The 17,766-nt window shown below is 62.6% G+C and carries 13 protein-coding genes; 1 reads left to right on the top strand and 12 read right to left on the bottom strand.

The annotated features are described in order from the left end of the window. The first annotated feature begins 77 nt into the window (after positions 1–77). The gene (locus ABNP46_RS05270; protein WP_349921378.1) at positions 78–1,487 is read left to right on the top strand and encodes an MATE family efflux transporter; all 1,410 of its coding nucleotides are present in this window, start codon (positions 78–80) and stop codon (positions 1,485–1,487) included. A 9-nt stretch (positions 1,488–1,496) separates the two neighbouring features. On the opposite strand, the gene pdxY is transcribed toward ABNP46_RS05270, so the two are convergent. The 12 genes from pdxY to ABNP46_RS05210 form a co-directional block, all read right to left on the bottom strand. After that, positions 1,497–2,357 carry a pyridoxal kinase PdxY gene (gene pdxY, locus ABNP46_RS05265; RefSeq protein WP_349921377.1) on the bottom strand — a complete coding sequence of 287 codons (861 nt, stop codon included), beginning with the start codon at positions 2,355–2,357 and terminating at the stop codon, positions 1,497–1,499. 69 nt (positions 2,358–2,426) lie between these two features. Then, positions 2,427–4,559: a lysine decarboxylase CadA gene (locus ABNP46_RS05260; protein WP_349921376.1), complete on the bottom strand. Its 2,133-nt coding sequence runs from the start codon at positions 4,557–4,559 to the stop codon at positions 2,427–2,429. 76 nt (positions 4,560–4,635) lie between these two features. Further along, positions 4,636–5,970, bottom strand: coding sequence for a cadaverine/lysine antiporter (gene cadB, locus ABNP46_RS05255; RefSeq protein WP_349921375.1), 1,335 nt, complete (start codon positions 5,968–5,970; stop codon positions 4,636–4,638). Between the two features lie 788 nt (positions 5,971–6,758). Continuing rightward, positions 6,759–8,282, bottom strand: coding sequence for a lysine decarboxylation/transport transcriptional activator CadC (gene cadC, locus ABNP46_RS05250; RefSeq protein WP_349921374.1), 1,524 nt, complete (start codon positions 8,280–8,282; stop codon positions 6,759–6,761). Between the two features lie 369 nt (positions 8,283–8,651). Beyond that, positions 8,652–9,602, bottom strand: a complete 951-nt coding sequence (gene accA, locus ABNP46_RS05245) for an acetyl-CoA carboxylase carboxyl transferase subunit alpha (protein WP_349921373.1) — start codon at positions 9,600–9,602, stop codon at positions 8,652–8,654. A 16-nt stretch (positions 9,603–9,618) separates the two neighbouring features. Continuing rightward, the gene (gene dnaE, locus ABNP46_RS05240) at positions 9,619–13,098 is read right to left on the bottom strand and encodes a DNA polymerase III subunit alpha (protein WP_349921372.1); all 3,480 of its coding nucleotides are present in this window, start codon (positions 13,096–13,098) and stop codon (positions 9,619–9,621) included. Continuing rightward, complete coding sequence (gene rnhB, locus ABNP46_RS05235; protein WP_349921371.1) at positions 13,099–13,689, bottom strand: ribonuclease HII; 591 nt, start codon at positions 13,687–13,689, stop codon at positions 13,099–13,101. It abuts the gene before it with no gap. Positions 13,690–13,766: 77 nt separating this feature from the next. Further along, entirely contained in the window at positions 13,767–14,906 is a 1,140-nt protein-coding gene (gene lpxB / locus ABNP46_RS05230) for a lipid-A-disaccharide synthase (protein WP_349921370.1), read from the bottom strand. Further along, on the bottom strand, positions 14,899–15,690 hold the full coding sequence (gene lpxA, locus ABNP46_RS05225; protein ID WP_349921369.1) for an acyl-ACP--UDP-N-acetylglucosamine O-acyltransferase: 792 nt from the start codon (positions 15,688–15,690) through the stop codon (positions 14,899–14,901). The genes lpxB and lpxA overlap by 8 nt, the downstream gene beginning before the upstream one ends. Positions 15,691–15,695: 5 nt before the next feature. After that, positions 15,696–16,157, bottom strand: a complete 462-nt coding sequence (gene fabZ, locus ABNP46_RS05220) for a 3-hydroxyacyl-ACP dehydratase FabZ (RefSeq protein WP_434476178.1) — start codon at positions 16,155–16,157, stop codon at positions 15,696–15,698. 24 nt (positions 16,158–16,181) lie between these two features. Next, positions 16,182–17,201 carry a UDP-3-O-(3-hydroxymyristoyl)glucosamine N-acyltransferase gene (gene lpxD, locus ABNP46_RS05215; RefSeq protein WP_349921368.1) on the bottom strand — a complete coding sequence of 340 codons (1,020 nt, stop codon included), beginning with the start codon at positions 17,199–17,201 and terminating at the stop codon, positions 16,182–16,184. A 3-nt stretch (positions 17,202–17,204) separates the two neighbouring features. Next, positions 17,205–17,717 (bottom strand): OmpH family outer membrane protein, encoded by a 513-nt coding sequence (locus tag ABNP46_RS05210; protein ID WP_349921367.1) that lies wholly within the window; start codon positions 17,715–17,717, stop codon positions 17,205–17,207. Positions 17,718–17,766: the final 49 nt, after the last annotated feature.

The following is a 17,766-nucleotide window of genomic DNA, read 5'->3' as shown; positions in this document are numbered from 1 at the left end:
AATAAAAGCCGGATTATCATAAAAATATTATCAATCTAGACTGTCTGCTCGCTTCCCGATCTTTCCCGAGAACAGATATGTCCGCCTACATCCGTCTGCGTCAACGGGCCATGACCCGCCGCTTCTGGGGCTACGCCCTCCCCTCCATCCTCGCCATGCTGGTGTCCGGCGCCTATTACCTGGTGGACGGCATCTTCGTCGGCCACTACGTGGGGGCCGCGGGCCTTGCCGGCATCAACCTGGTCTACCCCGTCATCATGGTGCTCATCGGCCTCGCCGCCATGATCGCCATGGGGGCGGCGACCCTCATCTCCTTCCAGCAGGGGGCCAGGAATCTCGCGCTGGCGCGCCAGGGGCTGGTCAACGCCCTCTGGCTGCTGATCCTGCTCGGGGTGGTGGCTCCCCTGCTGCTGCACGGCTGGCACACCGACATTCTGCTCATCCTCGGCATCGAGCAGGGCACCGACACCTGGCAACAGGCCAGCGACTATCTCAGCTGGATCGGCGGCGGCACCCTGCTGCTCGCCGGCAACCTCGCCGTGCCCTATCTGCTTCGCAACGACGGCCGCCCCCGCCTCGCCATGGTGCTGGTGAGCGGCGGCGCCGTGCTCAACATTCTGCTCAACTACATCATGGTCGGTCGACTCGGCCTGGGTCTGACGGGCACCGCCCAGGCGACCCTGATGGCAGAAGGGGTCGTCTGCCTGCTGGGGATAGGCTACTTCTTCACCCCTCATGCGCGGTTGCGCCTCAGCTGGCGCCAACTGTTGCCCAAGGTCCCGGCCATGCCGAGCCTGCTGTTCACCGGCCTGCCGAGCCTCATCGCCCAGTTCAACCTGGGGCTCTTGCTGATGCTGCACAACAGCCAGCTGATGGTGCACGGCTCGGTCAAGGATCTGGCGGGCTTCACCGTGGCCGGCTACACCGAGGCAGTGTTCATCGTGGTGCTGCAGGGGCTCGCCTTCGGCATTCAACCCCTGGTCAGCCAGGCAACGGGGGCCGGTCGTCACCGGGATCTCAAGTTTCTGATGGAGATGGGGCTCAAGATCACGCTCATCTACGGCATGCTGGTCTGGCTGTTGATCCAGCTGCTGCCCCGCCAGGTGGCCATGCTCTATACCGGTGAGCAGGATCCCGAGCTGCTGGCCGCCGCCATGGGCAGCCTGACCCTCAACCTCGGCGCCATTCCGCTGGAGGGGATCATCATGTTCGGTATCGTGCTGCTGCAGGCCATGGCCCGCACCCGCCAGGCCCTGTTCATCTCCATCGCCAAGACCCTGGTGCTGCTGCCGCTCATCTTCCTGCTGCCGCTCTGGTGGGGGCGCGACGGCGTGCTGCTGGCCCAGCCCGCGACCGTACTGCTGCTGGCCCCGCCAGTGTGCTGGCTGCTGTGGCGGGAGTGGCAGACCCTGGCGAAGGCCTGTGCCCCCCGCGCACGCCACCGCCCCTCGCCGCAGGCGGCCCTGCTGGCCCGCCGCGCAAGTTGACCCCCGGGGTCATAACCGGGTGGCGCGGGTGAGAACCTGGGGCGCGGCCAGCGCGACCTGAGCCGCTACCAGCTGCAATTCGCTGGCCCGCGCCCGCCAGGTGCAGGCCAGCACCCCGTCCACACTGGCGTTGGTGCGCTCGAATGCGGTCACGGGATCGCAGCCCGACAGCAGATTGGCCAGCATGGTGGCGCTCAGCAGATCGCCGACTCCGATGGGCTGACGCTCGAAAGGATAGAGGGGGCGGGAGAGATGAAAAGCGCCCTGATCGCACACCAGCACCATCTCGAACCGATCGGGATGGACGGCCGCCCGTCCCAGGTGTTTGACCATCACCAGCCTGGGCCCCTGTGCTCTTAGCGCCTCACAGGCGGCCAACGCCTCCTCAAGGGTGTTGATGACCCGGCCGGTGAGCCGCTCCAGCTCCAGCAGGTTGGGAGCCAGCATGTCGGCCACGGCCAGGGCCTGCGTCCTGAAGAAGGTCGCGACACCGGGCGCCACCACACACCCCTTGTCCGGATCTCCCATGACGGGGTCACAGAAATAGAGGGCATCGGGGTTGAGGGCCTTGAGCTGCGCCACCGCCGCCAATACCTCCTCCCCCTGCTCGGGGGAACCGAGATAGCCGCTCAGGATCCCGTCGCACTGCCCCAGCACACCGATATCGGCGAGGCCCGTCATCAGCTCGCCGATGTGGCCGTCCGGCATCCGCATCCCCTGCCACCCTTCACGATACTGGGTGTGATTGGAAAATTGCACCGTGTTGACGGGCCATACCTCTATGCCCATTCGCCGCATGGGAAAGACGGCGGCGCTGTTGCCGGCGCAGCCGAACACCACGTGGGACTGGAGCGATAACACTCGTTTCATGACTGCGTACTCCTAACCATGGATTGCATGGGAAAAAACGGGCCTGTCGGCCCGTTTCGTCACTCTGGATCAGCGCAGTACCTTGACGGTGTAGCTGCCATCGGTCTGGCGATAGAGACCGTGGATGTCGGTCTCGAAGCCCGGGTAGTGGGCGCCGATCTCGCACAACATCTCGAGGAACTCGAGCACCGGCAGGGAATCCTGGGTCACCATCTCGCCCGGCAGCACCAGGGGCACTCCCGGCGGGTAGGGCAGGATCATGTTGGCGCTGATCCGGTCCACCATGTCGCGCAGCGGCACCTCCACCACGTTGCCGGCCAGCTCCTGCTGCCAGGCGAGGTGCGGGGTCATCTTCATCTCCGGCAGCACGTCGAACGCCTTGAACATCAGCTCCGGCAGACGGTATTTTCGGGTCAGCTCGTGAATGCGCTGGGCCAGCTCCTGGATTCGCATGCCTTCATAGAAGCCGGGATCCTCGCGGTAGAGTTCCGGCAGCATGCTCTTGATGGTGAGGTTCAAGTCATAGCTGCGTTTGAACTCGGTCAGGGCGCGCAGCAGCTGCATCGCCTTGGACTGATCGATGCCGATGGAGAAGAGGAACAGCAGGTTGTAGGGGCCTGTCTTCTCCACCACGATGCCGCGCTCGTCCAGGAACTTGGCCACCAGGGAGGCCGGCAGACCGTTCTCCAGCAACTGGCCATCGCGCCCCATGCCCGGGGTCAGCAGGGTGACCTTGATGGGATCCAGGTACATGTGGTCGTCATCGATCTCCTTGAAGCCATGCCAGTCATCCTTGGGATCCAGCTTCCAGCACTCGGCGCCGTCGATGTGATCCGGCTGCCAGACGTCGAAGAACCAGCCCTCGCTCTGCTCCCGCAGTCGCTTTATCTCCTTGCGGAAGGAGATGGCGCGATCGATGGAATCCTTGATCAACCGCTTGCCGGTGTTGCCCCGCATCATGGCGGCGGAGATCTCGGTGGAGGCCACGATGCCGTACTGGGGCGAAGTGGAGGTGTGCATCATGAAGGCTTCGTTGAAGGTCTCCTCCTCCACTTCCCCCTTGATGTGGATCATCGAGGCCTGGGAGAAGGCCGCCAGCAGCTTGTGGGTGGACTGGGTCTCGTAGACCACCTTGCCCGGGATGGCGTCGCCGCTCATGCCGCACTTGCCCTCATAGATGGGGCTGAAGTTGGTGTAGGGCACCCAGGCGCTGTCGAAGTGGATGTAGGGGGTGTCCAGGGTCTCTTTGATGAAACCCGTGTTGTAGAGCAGGCCGTCGTAGGTGGAGTTGGTCACCACGGCGTAGCGCGGTGCCTGGGCCCCCGGGGTCGCAGCCACCTTCGCGGCGATGGTCTCGCGGCTGAACTCGCTCTGCGGGATCCCCCCCAGGATGCCGTAGGCGTTGCGGGTCGGGCGGAAGTAGATCGGGGTCACGTCGTTCATCATCATCAGATGGGTGAGGGACTTGTGGCAGTTGCGATCCACCAGCACTGTGCTGCCTGCCGGCGCCGAGAACATGCCGACTATCTTGTTGGCGGTGGAGGTGCCGTTGGTGACGATGTAGGAGCGATCCGCGTTGAAGGTACGGGCGATGTACTCCTCGGCCTCCTTGTGGGGACCGGTGTGATCCAGCAGGGAGCCGAGCTCCGGCATGGAGATGGAGACGTCCGCCTTGAAGGCGTTGGGGCCGTAGAAGTCATAGAAGATGCTGCCGGCCGGGCTCATCTGGAAGGCGGTGCCGCCCATGTGACCCGGGGTGCAGAAGGTGTATTTGCCCTCTTCCACGTACTTGAACAGCGCCTTGGTGAAGGGAGGCAGGATGGCGTCCTGATACGCCTCTGTGGCCTGCCCCATCTTGAGGGCGATGTCGTCGGCCATGCCGAGGCGGTACTCGAAGAAGTGCACGTTCAGGCGCAGATCGGTCAGGTGGATGTCCAGGGTGGACTGGTCGTTGGCGAAGGCGAAGATCGGCAGCTTCTCGTTGCGATCGTGGATCTCCTTGCACAGGCCCAGGGAATACTTGTCCCAGTCGAAGATGGCGCCGCAGACGCGGGGGTTCTTCTCGATGAGCTTGAGCAGATCGGCCACGTCGACCGGGTAGACGACCTCGAAGCCCTTGCGCTCGAGGGAGGCTTGCAACTGGCGGATCGGCTCTTCTTTGAAGAAGACGCCCAGGTGGTTGAGGATGGCAATGATATTCATCTTGAAACTCCACACATGATGAGGCGCTCTCCATCGGGGATGGCGAGGGGAGAGCGCGGGAATGGAAAAGGGAGAATTAGTGGCTGGTCTGTTCGCTGAGCTGGGCGTCGTGCTGACGCAGACCCTGCTTCTTGGCGTAGAACATCAGGATGATGAGCGAGACCACGAAGGTGGCGGTAAGATTGGAGCCCTTGGCCCCCATCAGCGCCACCAGGCAGAACACGCAGGCGATGCCGGAGAAGGTCATGGCCCCCATGCTGCGGGACGTCATGCCCTCGAAGCGGATGAGATTAATGCTGGAGTAGAAGTAGGGCAGCATGGTCAGCAGCACCGCATCCGTGGTCAGCACGTTGAACAAGTCGGCGGCATGGGCGGACTGGGAGGTGAACGCGGTCAGCACCACCATCAGCGCCGTCATCTTGAGGGAGCCCAGGATCAGCCCCTTCTTGGCCACCCCGTTCTTGTCCAGTTCACCGTAGACCTTCGGGAAGTTGCCGTCGTGGGCGGCGCGCTTGCCCGCCTCCCCCACCAGCATCATCCAGGAACCCAGCGAGGTGAAGCAGGCCAGGGCGGTGAAGGCGGAGACGAAGGGGGCGGACCAGTCACCGAAGATGGCGGAGGAGGCCATGGCGAAGGGCGCGCCGGAGGCAGCTACTTCACCGGCCGGGAACATGCCGCTGATCACCTGGGTGGAGAGGATGTAGATGACGCCGGCGATGGCGGTGCCCAGCATGGTAGCCAGCGGCACGGTGCGCTTGGGATCCTTCACCATACCGGAGGAGACGGCGGCGGATTCGACCCCGACGAAGGACCAGAGGCAGATCAGCACGGCGCTGATGACCGCATGGACGTCGCTGCCACTGGTGGTGTTCCAGTTCTGGCGATAGACGTTCACGTCGAAGTGATCCCAGCCGAGCAGGGCCGTGCCCACCACCGGCAGCAGGATCAGCACCAGGCCAAGGGTACAGAGCCGGCTCACCCAGCTGCCGCCGAGCAGGTTGACCAGAGTGAAGACCCAGACTGCGGCTATGGTGGCCACGGCCGCCGGGATGGGGTCATTGAGGATGGGGAAGAAGACGGAGAGGTAGGAGACCCCCGTGATGGCGATGGCCAGGTTGCCTATCCAGTTCGCGTGGTAATAAAGCACGCCGGTCTGGAAGCCGAACACCGGGGAGATCTCGCCGGCATAGGCGATGGGGCCACCCTCTTGCGGGTTCTTGGTGGCGAGGCGGGCGAACACGAAGGCCAGCCCCATGGCCCCCACCAGGCAGATGGCCCAGCTGAACACGGAAATGGAACCTATGGTGGCGAGGGCGGAAGGCAGCAGGGCAATGCCGCTCCCCATCATGTTGCCGGCCACCACACCTGTACAGGCGATGAGGCCGATCTTCTTGCTCGTATCTAGGGACATAAGAAGCACTCCGGGTCGATAAAAAGTCGTGTGTCTGACATCCCCCCGAGGCGGGCTGCCAGCGAATGCCCCCAGACTAGGCTTCTCTTTCGTGCAAAACATAAGGGCCCGCTCAGGGATAAAACCATGAGTGACGTTTTTTCCCGGGCTCATCGAAAATCGTAAAAATCGTCTAGAAACAGTGAGTTGATGGATGCCTCATCCATCACCTTGATAAAACCCTGATATTCCGCCCCGCCCCTTGATGGCCCTGATGCGGAGGCGGACGCTGCCTTGATATTTTTCCTGACCGCCTTGATGAGCCAAACGATTCCCTTCATCCCAGTCCGGACCCGGTCACGGCTGGGGCAACGGCGGCGACCCAGCCCCCGGGCCCTCCCCTGCCCCGTATCGGTTGGCATGAAACGACACAATCCGTGAACAGAGGGCCATTGAAAGGAACATCCGCGATGGTATATGCGCAAAGTGCAGCGCAAACCACTTTTCATCACGATAAAACCAGAGTGTTTGATTGTCAGAGGTGATGAGAGAGGGCGGGTCGGCACCGCCTGCCCCGGTCTCGAAGAAAAAGGGGCGCGCAAGGAGAGGGATTACCTTGGGTGTTGCAGAGGAGGTGAAGGTCCCATGACGGAGGAGCTGGAGAAAGCAGGAGATGGGAGGACGTGGAGGTAGAAGGTACTTGATGGGCTGGATGTCTCACACAAGGTCTGGGCACGGGAGTGCGTAGAGACTCCCCGTTCAAGACCGCCCGCAGGCGGCCTTGAACGGCAAGGGGCGCATTCACGCCATCAGAACAGCTTGACCTTGCTCTGTCCCAGGGTGTTGAACAGCACGGGGGCCAGGGTCTCCATATTGCTGTAGAAACCCAGACGCTGGCACAGCAGATAGGTCTGTTCGGTCGCCTCCATCAGGAAGGCCTGGCTGTAGGCATCCCCCGCCAGGTCGGGACTGCCGTCCAGCTCCGCCAGCTTGCCACGCAAGATGTGATAGAGCACGGTGCGGCCACGGCTGGCGGCATGGGCCAGCAAGCGGTTCGCCTGCTGCTGCTGGCCTGCCAGTATGGCCTGCAGGGCCAGCGCCTCCCACACCCGGGCGGGCAACACGGCCCCGCCCTGCGCCACCTCGGCCAGATGGACGCCAATCTGCTGCTCTCGCTCGCTCTGGGGCTGACCGGACAGCGTCGCCAGCGCCTCCCCCGCCAGATAGCGCTCCGCCAGCAGCAGCGGCTGATCCGGCTGCAATGCCAGGGAGGCATCGAGCAACTCGACACCGCGTCCGAGAGCCGCCTGATCCTGCTTGTTGGTGTAGTAGTGAGCCTCCATCAGCGCCATCAGCGCCCCGTCATCCGTGGGCCAGCCCGCTCCCGGGGAGGCATCCGGCCGCGCCAGCACCCGCAACAGATCCTGACTGCTCGCCTGCAGCACCCCGTGCACATTGTGGCGACTGAGCAGGTACTGGTGGCTGAACAACACCCGGCTGGTGTTGAGGTTGCGGTATTCCAGATCCAGATAGGTGCCCCCCGGCTGGCGGGAGACCCGCACACTCAGCTCCTTGCCGGGACGGATCCCCCCCAGCAGGTTGGTGGCGCCGTATTGCACCCGCAGCGGGGTGGCGGCCGCCACCTCCCCCATCAGGGCACGGGTGATGCCGTCGGCGAGACGCACGTTCTCGTTGGTGCCGTCCATGCCGGTGTGAAAACGGAACACCAGCAATTCGGGATCCAGCATGGAATGCACCCGGGGGGCAGCGTGCTGGTAGCTGAGCAGGCTGACGACGGTGATAAGCAGAACCACCACGAAGAGATCGAATCCCAGCATCCGGCGGCGGCTGCGGCTGTCTCTGGCGTGGGTCGAGATGGCGCGGGTCAGGGGACCGGCGGGGAAAGGGGTCTTGCCCTGCTCATCGGCGGGGGGGCCGGAGTCTGCCCCGGTGGGGATGATCTCGGGACAGGCTGCGCTCTCGGGCTCCGCCACCACCACGGAGAGCACCTGCAACGGGCGCACCGGCGCCACCAGCTTGTAACCCCGCTTGGGCACGGTGACGATGTACTCGGCGGCATCGTGGCGACCATCCTTCAGGATCTTGCGCAACTCGAAGATGGACTGGGTCACCACCTGATCGGTCACCACGGCACCGGCCCACACCTCGTTGATCAAGGTGTCACGGCAGAAGACGGTGCCGGCATGGCTCGCCAGAAACCGCAACAGATTGACCAGCCTGGGCTCGAGGTAGACCTCCCGCTCGGGGCGGCACAGCATGTTGTCATCGACCCTCAGGGTCCAGTCATGGATTTCAAAAACCGATTCGCTCATGTTTCACTCACTGCAGATGGGGGCTATGCACGATGAGAGTGACGCGACAGGGGTGACTGACCGGGTACAGGGCATTGAATGGGGCCATCTGGCGATGCCTGAGAGTCAGCAGATGAGACCTGCCTGCGTCCTAAGAGCATCCTTGCGGGATCCCGGCCTGAGCACGGGAGAGAAACACTTTAAGCAAAACGGGAGCCAGATCCCACTTCTTTCACCGATTATCTGGCGCTGGCTTGATCCCACGGGGGATTTACGCTGTATCTTGCCAAAAAAGCCATCACATTGACCACAAAACGGCCGTACCACAGCATGAAGGCATAAAAAAAGCCCCCGACGGTGCGGGGGCTTGAGATCGCTGGCTGTGGGAGCTTAGCAGTAGCCGTAACCCAGCAGACGCTGGTAGCGCTGCTCCAGCAGTTGCTCGCTGTCGAGCGGACGCAGGGCGTCCAGATCCTGCTTGATACGGGTCTTGAGGCTCTTGGCCATCTGCTCCACATCCCGGTGGGCGCCACCGAGGGGCTCCTGGACGATATGGTCAATGAGCTTGAGCTCCTTCAGACGCTGGGCGGTGATGCCCATGGCATCGGCGGCCACCGGTGCCTTGTCAGCGCTCTTCCACAGGATGGAGGCGCACCCTTCCGGCGAGATGACGGAGTAGGTGGAGTACTGCAGCATGTTGACCCGATCGCCGACGCCGATAGCCAGGGCGCCGCCTGAGCCACCTTCACCGATGACGGTGCAGACCACGGGCACGGTCAGACCGGCCATGACCTTCAGGTTGCGGGCAATGGCCTCGGACTGGCCACGCTCCTCGGCCCCCACGCCAGGGTAGGCGCCCGGGGTGTCGATGAAGGTGATGATCGGCATCTTGAAGCGCTCGGCCATCTCCATCAGGCGCAGGGCTTTGCGGTACCCTTCCGGGCGCGGCATGCCGAAGTTGCGCTTGATCTTCTCCTTGGTCTCGCGACCCTTCTGGTGACCGATGATCATCACCGGCTCGCCGTCGAGACGGGCGATACCGCCGACGATGGCCTTGTCATCGGCATAGGCGCGATCGCCCGCCAGTTCGTCAAAATCGGTGAAGATCTGCTCGATGTAGTCGAGGGTGTAAGGGCGCTGGGGATGACGTGCCATCTGGGATACCTGCCAGGCCCCCAGATCGCCGAAGATCTTCTTGGTCAGCTCTTCGTTTTTCTTCTCCAGCCGGCGAATGTCCTCGCTCAAGTCCACGGCATTGTTATGCTCGCTCACATGGCGAAGTTCATCGATCTGTGCCTGCAATTCGGCGATCGGCTGTTCAAAATCCAGAAAAAGACTCATAGGGACAATAGATCCTCTAATCAAAAACCAATTCAACCCGCTCTCGTCCAAGCAGGACTCGCAAGTCATCTATCAGTTGATCGGTGGGCGTCACCCGCCACTCGGTACCGAGCGTCAATCGCGCCCGGGAGCCGGGCCGACGATAGTTTACCTGAACCGGACAGACTCCGGCACGGGCGGGCTCCAAAATCTCGCACAAACGCGGGAAAAAGCGCTCGTCAATGCGTTGTTCATCGAGGGAAATCCGGATCGCCCTGGCGAAACGCTCCCTCGCATCGTTGATATCCAGCAATTCGCGGGCCGACATTTTAAGGCCACCGGAGAAGTCATCAAAGCTGACCTGTCCAGAAACCACCAAAATACGGTCTTTTTGCATCAATTCTTCATATTTTTCCAGCGCTTCACTGAAAAGGGTCACGTCCAGACGGCCGGATTTGTCGTCCAGGGTGAAGATCCCCATCTTGTTGCCACGCTTGGTCACCATGCTGCGCGCCGCGATCACCAGCCCGGCGGCCGTGGTCACGGTATCCCGGGAGGTGGGGTGCAGATCGCACAGGCGCCCCGAGGTGTAGCGACGCAGCTCGCCGCTGTACTGGTTGATGGGGTGACCGGTGAGGTAGAGGCCCAGGGTCTCCCGCTCCCCTTCCAGCCAGATCTTGTCCGGCCAGTGGGGCACGTTGGCGAACGCCTTCTTGACGTCGTCGATCTCCTCGGTGAGCACCCCGAACATGTCCACCTGGCCCACCGCCTGGGCCTTGGCGTGCTGCTCGGCGGCGCGCATCGCCTCCTCCAGGGTCGCCATCAGGGCGGCCCGGTGGGGGCCGAGCCTGTCCATGGCGCCGGAGAGGATGAGCTTCTCCATCACCCGCTTGTTGAGCTTCTTGATGTCCACCCGGTTGCAGAAGTCGAACAGATCCCGGAAGGGACCGTCCTGATCCCGGGCACTGAGGATGGCCTCGATAGGGCCTTCCCCCACCCCCTTCACCGCGCCGATGCCGTAGACGATGTGGCCATCTTCATTGACGCTGAAGCGATAGCGACCGGTGTTCACGTCCGGCGGTATCACGGTCAGCCCCATGCGCTGGCACTCGTCCACCAGGGTCACTATCTTGTCGGTGTTGTCCATGTCCGCGGTCATCACCGCCGCCATGAACTCCGCCGGGAAGTGGGTCTTGAGCCAGAGGGTCTGATAGGAGACCAGCGCGTAGGCGGCGGAGTGGGATTTGTTGAAGCCGTAGCCCGCAAACTTCTCCACCAGATCGAAGATCTTCATCGCCAGCTCGCCGTCGACGCCGTTCTTGATGGCCCCTTCCTCGAAACCGGCCCGCTGCTTGGCCATCTCCTCTGGCTTCTTCTTGCCCATGGCCCGGCGCAGCATGTCCGCACCACCCAGGGTATAGCCCGCCAGCGTCTGGGCTATCTGCATCACCTGCTCCTGGTAGAGGATGATGCCGTAGGTGGGCTCGAGTATGGGTTTGAGGCTCTCGTGCTGCCACTTCTCGTCCGGGTAGGAAATGGCCTCCTTCCCGTGCTTTCGCTCGATGAAGTTGTCCACCATGCCGGACTGCAGGGGGCCCGGTCGGAACAGGGCCACCAGGGCGATCATGTCTTCGAAGCAGTCGGGCTGCAGCCGCTTGATGAGGTCCTTCATGCCGCGGGATTCGAGCTGGAACACCGCCGTGGTCTCGAAGCGCTGCAACAGGGCGAAGGACTTCTTGTCATCGATGGGGATGGCGGCGATGTCGACCGGCGGCTTGCCCTCTTTGGCGAGCCGCGGGTTTATCATGCCGAGCGCCCAGTCGATGATGGTCAGCGTGCGCAGCCCCAGGAAGTCGAACTTCACCAGGCCCGCGTACTCCACGTCGTTCTTGTCGAACTGGGTGACCGGGTGGTGCCCCTCGTCGTCACAATAGAGCGGCGCGAAGTCGGTGATCTTGGTGGGGGCGATGACCACGCCACCGGCGTGTTTGCCGGCGTTGCGCACCACCCCTTCCAGCCGACGCGCCATGTCGATGAGGTCCTTGACCTCCTCGTCCTGCTCGTAGAGCTCGGGCAGCTTGGGCTCGGCCTCGAACGCCTTGGCCAGAGTCATGCCGGGATCCGGCGGAATGAGCTTGGAGATGCGATCCACGAAGCCGTAGGCGTGGCCCAGCACCCGGCCCACGTCCCGCACCACCGCCTTGGCCGCCATGCTGCCGAAGGTGATGATCTGGGAGACCGCCTCCCGGCCATACATCTCGGAGACGTGGTCGATCACCTCGTCCCGTCTGTCCATGCAGAAGTCGACGTCGAAGTCGGGCATGGAGACCCGCTCCGGGTTCAGGAAACGTTCGAACAGCAGGTCAAATTCGAGCGGATCCAGATCGGTGATCTTGAGGGCGTAGGCCACGAGCGACCCTGCCCCCGAGCCCCGGCCAGGGCCGACGGGGATGCCGTTGTCCTTGGACCACTGGATAAACTCCATCACGATGAGGAAGTAACCGGGGAAGCCCATCTGGTTGATGACTTTGAGCTCGATCTCGAGGCGCTCGTCATACTCGCCACGCTTCTCTGCCCGTACCGCGGGGTCCGGGAACAGGAATTCGAGCCGCTCCTCCAGCCCCTCGCGGGATTTCATGACCAGGAAGTCTTCGGTGGTCATGTCGCCGGTGGGGAAGTTCGGCAGGAAGTATTCGCCGAGGCGCACCGTCACGTTGCAGCGCTTGGCGATCTCCACCGTGTTCTCCAGCGCCTCCGGGATGTCGGCAAACAGATCCAGCATCTCTTCCTGACTGCGCAGGTACTGCTGCGGGCTGTAGCGACGCGGACGGCGCTTGTCCATCAGGGTGTAGCCGTCGTGGATGGCCACCCGGATCTCGTGGGCGTCGAAGTCATCTTGCTTGAGGAATACCACCTCGTTGGTGGCCACCACCGGCAATGCGAACTCGGTCGCCAGGGCGACCGCCATGTGCAGATACACCTCCTCATCGGGCCGACCGGTGCGCAGCAGCTCCAGATAGTAGGCATCCGGGAAGTGATGCTGATAGAAGGCGAGACACTGCTCCACCATCTGGCGGTTGCCCTTGAGCAGGAACTTGCCCACGTCCCCTTCCCGCCCGCCGGAGAGCACGATGACCCCCTTGGCGTGATCGCTGAGCCAGGCCTTGTCGATGACCGGGCGACCCTGCACATGACCGCGCTGGTAGCCACGGGAGATGAGCAGGGTGATGTTCTGGTAGCCGTCGTTGTCCATGGCCAGCAGGGTGAGGCGGAACTGCTCCTCGCCAAGCTCGTCGCTCTGCACCCAGAAGTCCGCGCCGACGAGGGGCTTGATCCCCTTGCCATGGGCGGAGCCATAGAAGCGCACCAGGCCGCACATGTTCATCTGATCGGTCAGGGCCAGGGCGGGCATGCCGTTGGCCGCCGCCGCCGAGACGATGGGGCCAATCTTCTGCAGGCCGTCCACCATGGAGAAATCGGAGTGGACCCGCAGGTGGATGAAACGAGGATCGGCCATTTATTCGATCCCCAGGGCGCGGCGCACCGGTTTGAAGCTCTGCCGGTATTCGGGCAGGGGGCCACGCTCGGCCAGGATGGCGAGGTGTTCGGCGGTGGGGTAGCCCTTGTGGCGGGCGAACCCGTATTCGGGGTGGCGGCTGTCCAGCTCGGTCATCTCCGCATCCCGGGTCACCTTGGCAAGGATGGAGGCGGCACTGATGGCGGCCACCAGGCTGTCTCCCTTGACCACGGCGCGGGCTTCCATGGGCAGGGCCGGGCAGCGGTTGCCGTCGATGAACACCAGCTCGGGCGTCACATTCAGCCCAGCCACGGCCCGCTGCATCGCCAGCATGGTGGCGTGCAGGATGTTGAGCTCGTCGATCTCCGCCGGGCTGGCGCGGCCGATGGCGAAGGCCAGGGCCTTCTCCTTGATTTCGCTGAACAAGGCGAGGCGCTTCTTCTCGGAGAGTTTCTTGGAGTCGGCGAGGCCTGCGATAGGGTTCGCCGGATCCAGGATCACCGCGGCGGTGACCACGTCCCCCACCAGGGGGCCACGGCCCACTTCATCAACCCCGGCCACTCGCTTGTCTTGTGGAATCTCGATTTGCATATCAAAGCCTTGAATCAAAACCGGCCCCGCAGGGCCAGTGTCAGCACAACATCACGCCGATGGCGACCCGCCACGCTCTATCTGTCCAGCAGCTCGGCCACGGCCTCTGCCGCCTGCACATCCGCGTTGCAGCGGATCTGCTGATGCAACCGGGTGAAGGTGGCGATGAGCTCGCGGTTGTCGTTGTCCAGCAGTTTGTTGACCTCCTGCACCAGATTGCAGGGGGTGCACTCGTGCTGGATGAGCTCGGGCACCAGCATCTTGTCCGCCAGGAGGTTCGGCAGGGAGACATAATCCGTTTTCACCAGCCACTGGGCCAGCCAGTAGCTGAACGGCTTGAGTTTGTAGCCCACCACCATGGGTTTTTTCACCAGCATGGCTTCCAGCGCCGCGGTGCCCGAGGCCAGCATCACCACGTCGGCGGCGATCATGGCCTCACGGCCCTGCTCATCGAGGAACACCATGTTGAGGTCCGGGGCCACCTCCGCCTTGATGGCGAGGAACTGCTCGCGCCGTTTGGCATTGACCAGCGGCACGATGAAGCCGAGATCCGGGCAGTGAACGGTCAGCTGCTTGCACGCCTCGAGAAAGACCGGGGCCATGAAGGCCACTTCGGCGGTGCGACTGCCGGGCAGTACCGCCAGCCAGCGGCGGGAGGGGTCTATGCCCAGCTCTTTGCGCACGGCACCCTGATCCGGCTCGAGGGGGATGGCATCGGCCATGGTGTGCCCGACGAAGCGGCAGGGGGCATCGAAGCGGTCGTAGAAGGCCTTCTCGAACGGCAGGAAGGCGAGCACCATGTCGGTGGCGGCCTTGATCTTGTGAATGCGGCTCTGACGCCAGGCCCAGACGGAGGGGCTGACATAGTGAACCGTCTTGATACCGGCGCGGCGCAGCTTCAGCTCCACCCCGATATTGAAATCCGGTGCATCCACGCCGATGAAGATATCGGGCGGATTGGCGATGAAGTGGCGCAGCAGCTCGCGGCGCACCTGCAGGATGCGGGGAAGACGCCCCAGCACCTCGCTGATGCCCATGACGGAGAGCTCCTCCATCTCGAACAGGGCCTTGACGCCGAGGGCCTGCATGCGCGGCCCGGCGATGCCTTCAAACTGGGCATCGGGGTAGCGTGCCTTGAGCTCGCGCACCAGGCCGGCTGCCAGGATGTCGCCGGAGGTCTCTCCGGCGACGATGCCGATGCGAAAGGGCTTAGGCACGAATGATCCCGCGCTCGTTGTCTTTGAGGAAATCCACATAGAGCTGAACGGCAGGTTCGCTGGCCGCCATCTCGGTCAGTACGGGAAGTACCTCTTCGATGGTCTTGCCGGAGCGGAAAATTTCTTTATAGGCGCGTTTTACCGCAGAAATCGCTTCCGGGCTGTAACCGCGACGACGCAATCCTTCGGAGTTGACCCCGAACGGCTTGGCGTAGTTGCCGGCGGCCATCACATAGGGCGGCACGTCCTTGTTCAGGGCGGCGCAGCCACCGACGAAGGCGTGGGAGCCGACACGGCCGAACTGATGGATGGCGGAGAGGCCACCGAAGATGACGAAGTCGCCAATCACCACGTGACCCGCCAGGGTCGCGTTGTTGGCGAAGATGCAGTTGTCACCGATGATGCAGTCGTGAGCCACGTGCACGTTGACCATGAACAGGTTGCCGCTGCCCACCTTGGTCAGGGCGTGATCCTGGGTGGTGCCACGGTGCACGGTGCAGTTCTCGCGAAAGACGTTGTTGTCGCCGATCTCGAGGAAGGTGCGCTCGCCGGCGTACTTCTTGTCCTGGCAATCCTCACCGATGGAGCTGTGCTGGAAGATCTTGTTGCCGCGACCGATCTTGGTGGGCCCCTTGATCAACACATGGGAGCCTACCCAGGTGTTGTCGCCGATTTCCACCTCGGCGCCAATGACGGAGAAGGGGCCGATTTCAACCCCTTTGCCAATCACTGCGGTCTCATGGACGATGGCGGTCTCGTGAATGATGGCAGTCTGATCGATCACGTTCGTTAAACCTCGCGTTTGGCGCACATCAGCTCGGCGGTGCAGACAATGTCACCATCAACGGTAGCAACACCGGTGAACTTGGCAATGCCGCGGCGCTCTTTCAGGAACTCCACATCCAGCACCAGCTGGTCGCCAGGACCGACCGGGCGCTTGAAGCGCGCGTTGTCGATGGAGGCAAAGTAATAGAGTTCGTTGGGGGACGGCTTGCCCACCATGGTAAAGGCCAGGATGCCGGTGGCTTGCGCCATGGCTTCCAGGATCAGCACGCCGGGGAACACCGGCTTGGCCGGGAAGTGGCCTTGAAAGATCGGCTCGTTGAAGGAGACGTTCTTGATGGCACGCAGGGTCTTGCGCTCATCGCTGATCTCGTAGTTCTCGACCTTGTCCACCATCAGGAAGGGATAACGGTGGGGCAGCAAGTCCATGATTTCCTGGATACCCAGGCTCTTCTTTTCAGTAGTCAAAACAGTACCCTATACCAATCGTGATTATTCTTGATCCAGCTTTTTCTCAAGTCGGCTCAACCGCTTGTGCATCTCTTCGATACGCATCACCCGGGCGGCGGTCTTGCGCCACTCTTTATTGGTCTGCAGGGGGATGCCGGAGGAGTAGACACCGGGCTCGGTAATGGGTCGCATCACCATGGCCATACCGGTGACGGTGGCCTGGTCGCAGATCTCCATGTGCCCGTTGAAGACGGAAGCGCCGCCAATGATACAGTATTTGCCGACCTTGAGACTACCGGCCATCACGGTGGAGCCCGCCACGGCGGTGCCGTAGCCAATCTCGACGTTGTGAGCTATCTGGCACTGGTTGTCGATGATGACGTTGTCCGCGATGCGGGTATCTTCCAGCGCACCCCGGTCAATGGTGGTACAGGCCCCGATTTCGACCCGATTGCCGATGGTCACGCCGCCGAGCTGGGGGATCTTGATCCACTCGCCACGCTCGTTGGCATAACCGAAACCGTCGGCCCCGATCACGGTGCCGGCTTGCACCAGACAGTCCGTGCCCAGGGTCACGTTGTGATAGAGGGTGACGTTGGCCCACAACCGGGAGCGCGCTCCCAGTCGGGTATTCTGGCCAACGAAACAACCCGGGCCGATGCGCACGTCATCCCCCAGCACGACGCCGGATTCGATGACGGCATTGGCGCCGATGGCCACTCTCTCGCCCAGTTGCACATTTGCCGCGATGACGGCGCTCGGATGGATATCCGTGGCCGGCTGCGGGGTGGTGTCCAGCAGTTGGGCTACCCGGGCAAAGCCCACGTAGGGGTCTTTGAGCACCAGGGCATTGGTGGGACAGAAGGGCAAGTCCGCCTCGGTGATGAGCACGGCCGTGGCCTTGCTCTGCTCCAGATAGTGGCGGTACTTCTTGTTGGACAGGAAGGTGATATCACCCTCCCCGGCCTTTTCCAGTGTCGCGACCTTGCGGATTTCCTGGGTTCCATCCCCATGAACCTGGGCCCCCAGTTGCTGGGCCAGCTGTGCGAGAGTGAATGCCATCAATTAGTTGCTCTTGCTTACCTGAGAAATAACCTGGGCAGAGATGTCCATCTTGCTGGCGGCATACGGGGCGGCATTGCGCTCCAGCACCAGATCATAACCATTGCTCTTGGCGATGGAATCGATGGCAGCCTGTACCTTGGTCAGGATCTTGCCACGCTCTTCGGCCTGACGACGACCATTGTCCTGCTCGAAGGCCTGACGCTTCTGGTTGAATTCCATCTGCAGCTTGGCCAGTTTCTCCTGGTTCTGCTTCTTCTGGTCGTTGCTCATGAAGGCTTCATCCTTCTTGAACTTCTCGACCAGCTTCTGGCCGTCGGACTCCAGCTTCTGCAGCTCGCGCATGCGCGGCTCGAATTCGCTCTTGAGCTTCTTGGCCACGGCGTCACGCTGGGGCAACTTCTGGAAGACTTCGCTCATGTCGACCACGGCGATCTTGGTATCAGCCCAGGCGGAGCCCATACCGGCAGCCATCAGTGCAAGACTCAAACCAGCTACTTTCAACGCTTTCTTCACACTTACTCCTTGGTCCCTCGGTTGAGGGCTACCTGATTTACTCGATTGT

Source organism: Aeromonas veronii, assembly GCF_040215105.1.
Lineage (GTDB): Bacteria > Pseudomonadota > Gammaproteobacteria > Enterobacterales > Aeromonadaceae > Aeromonas > Aeromonas veronii_G.
The sequence above is the reverse complement of the archived record's forward strand: the minus strand, read 5'-3'. Positions and strand labels throughout refer to the sequence as shown.

What these genes read in the sequence shown, in the direction of transcription:
- ABNP46_RS05270 (WP_349921378.1), top strand. Translation starts at nt 78, where the DNA reads ATGTCCGCCTACATCCGTCTGCGTCAACGGGCCATGACCCGCCGCTTC.
- pdxY (WP_349921377.1), bottom strand. Translation starts at nt 2,357, where the DNA reads ATGAAACGAGTGTTATCGCTCCAGTCCCACGTGGTGTTCGGCTGCGCC.
- ABNP46_RS05260 (WP_349921376.1), bottom strand. Translation starts at nt 4,559, where the DNA reads ATGAATATCATTGCCATCCTCAACCACCTGGGCGTCTTCTTCAAAGAA.
- cadB (WP_349921375.1), bottom strand. Translation starts at nt 5,970, where the DNA reads ATGTCCCTAGATACGAGCAAGAAGATCGGCCTCATCGCCTGTACAGGT.
- cadC (WP_349921374.1), bottom strand. Translation starts at nt 8,282, where the DNA reads ATGAGCGAATCGGTTTTTGAAATCCATGACTGGACCCTGAGGGTCGAT.
- accA (WP_349921373.1), bottom strand. Translation starts at nt 9,602, where the DNA reads ATGAGTCTTTTTCTGGATTTTGAACAGCCGATCGCCGAATTGCAGGCA.
- dnaE (WP_349921372.1), bottom strand. Translation starts at nt 13,098, where the DNA reads ATGGCCGATCCTCGTTTCATCCACCTGCGGGTCCACTCCGATTTCTCC.
- rnhB (WP_349921371.1), bottom strand. Translation starts at nt 13,689, where the DNA reads ATGCAAATCGAGATTCCACAAGACAAGCGAGTGGCCGGGGTTGATGAA.
- lpxD (WP_349921368.1), bottom strand. Translation starts at nt 17,201, where the DNA reads ATGGCATTCACTCTCGCACAGCTGGCCCAGCAACTGGGGGCCCAGGTT.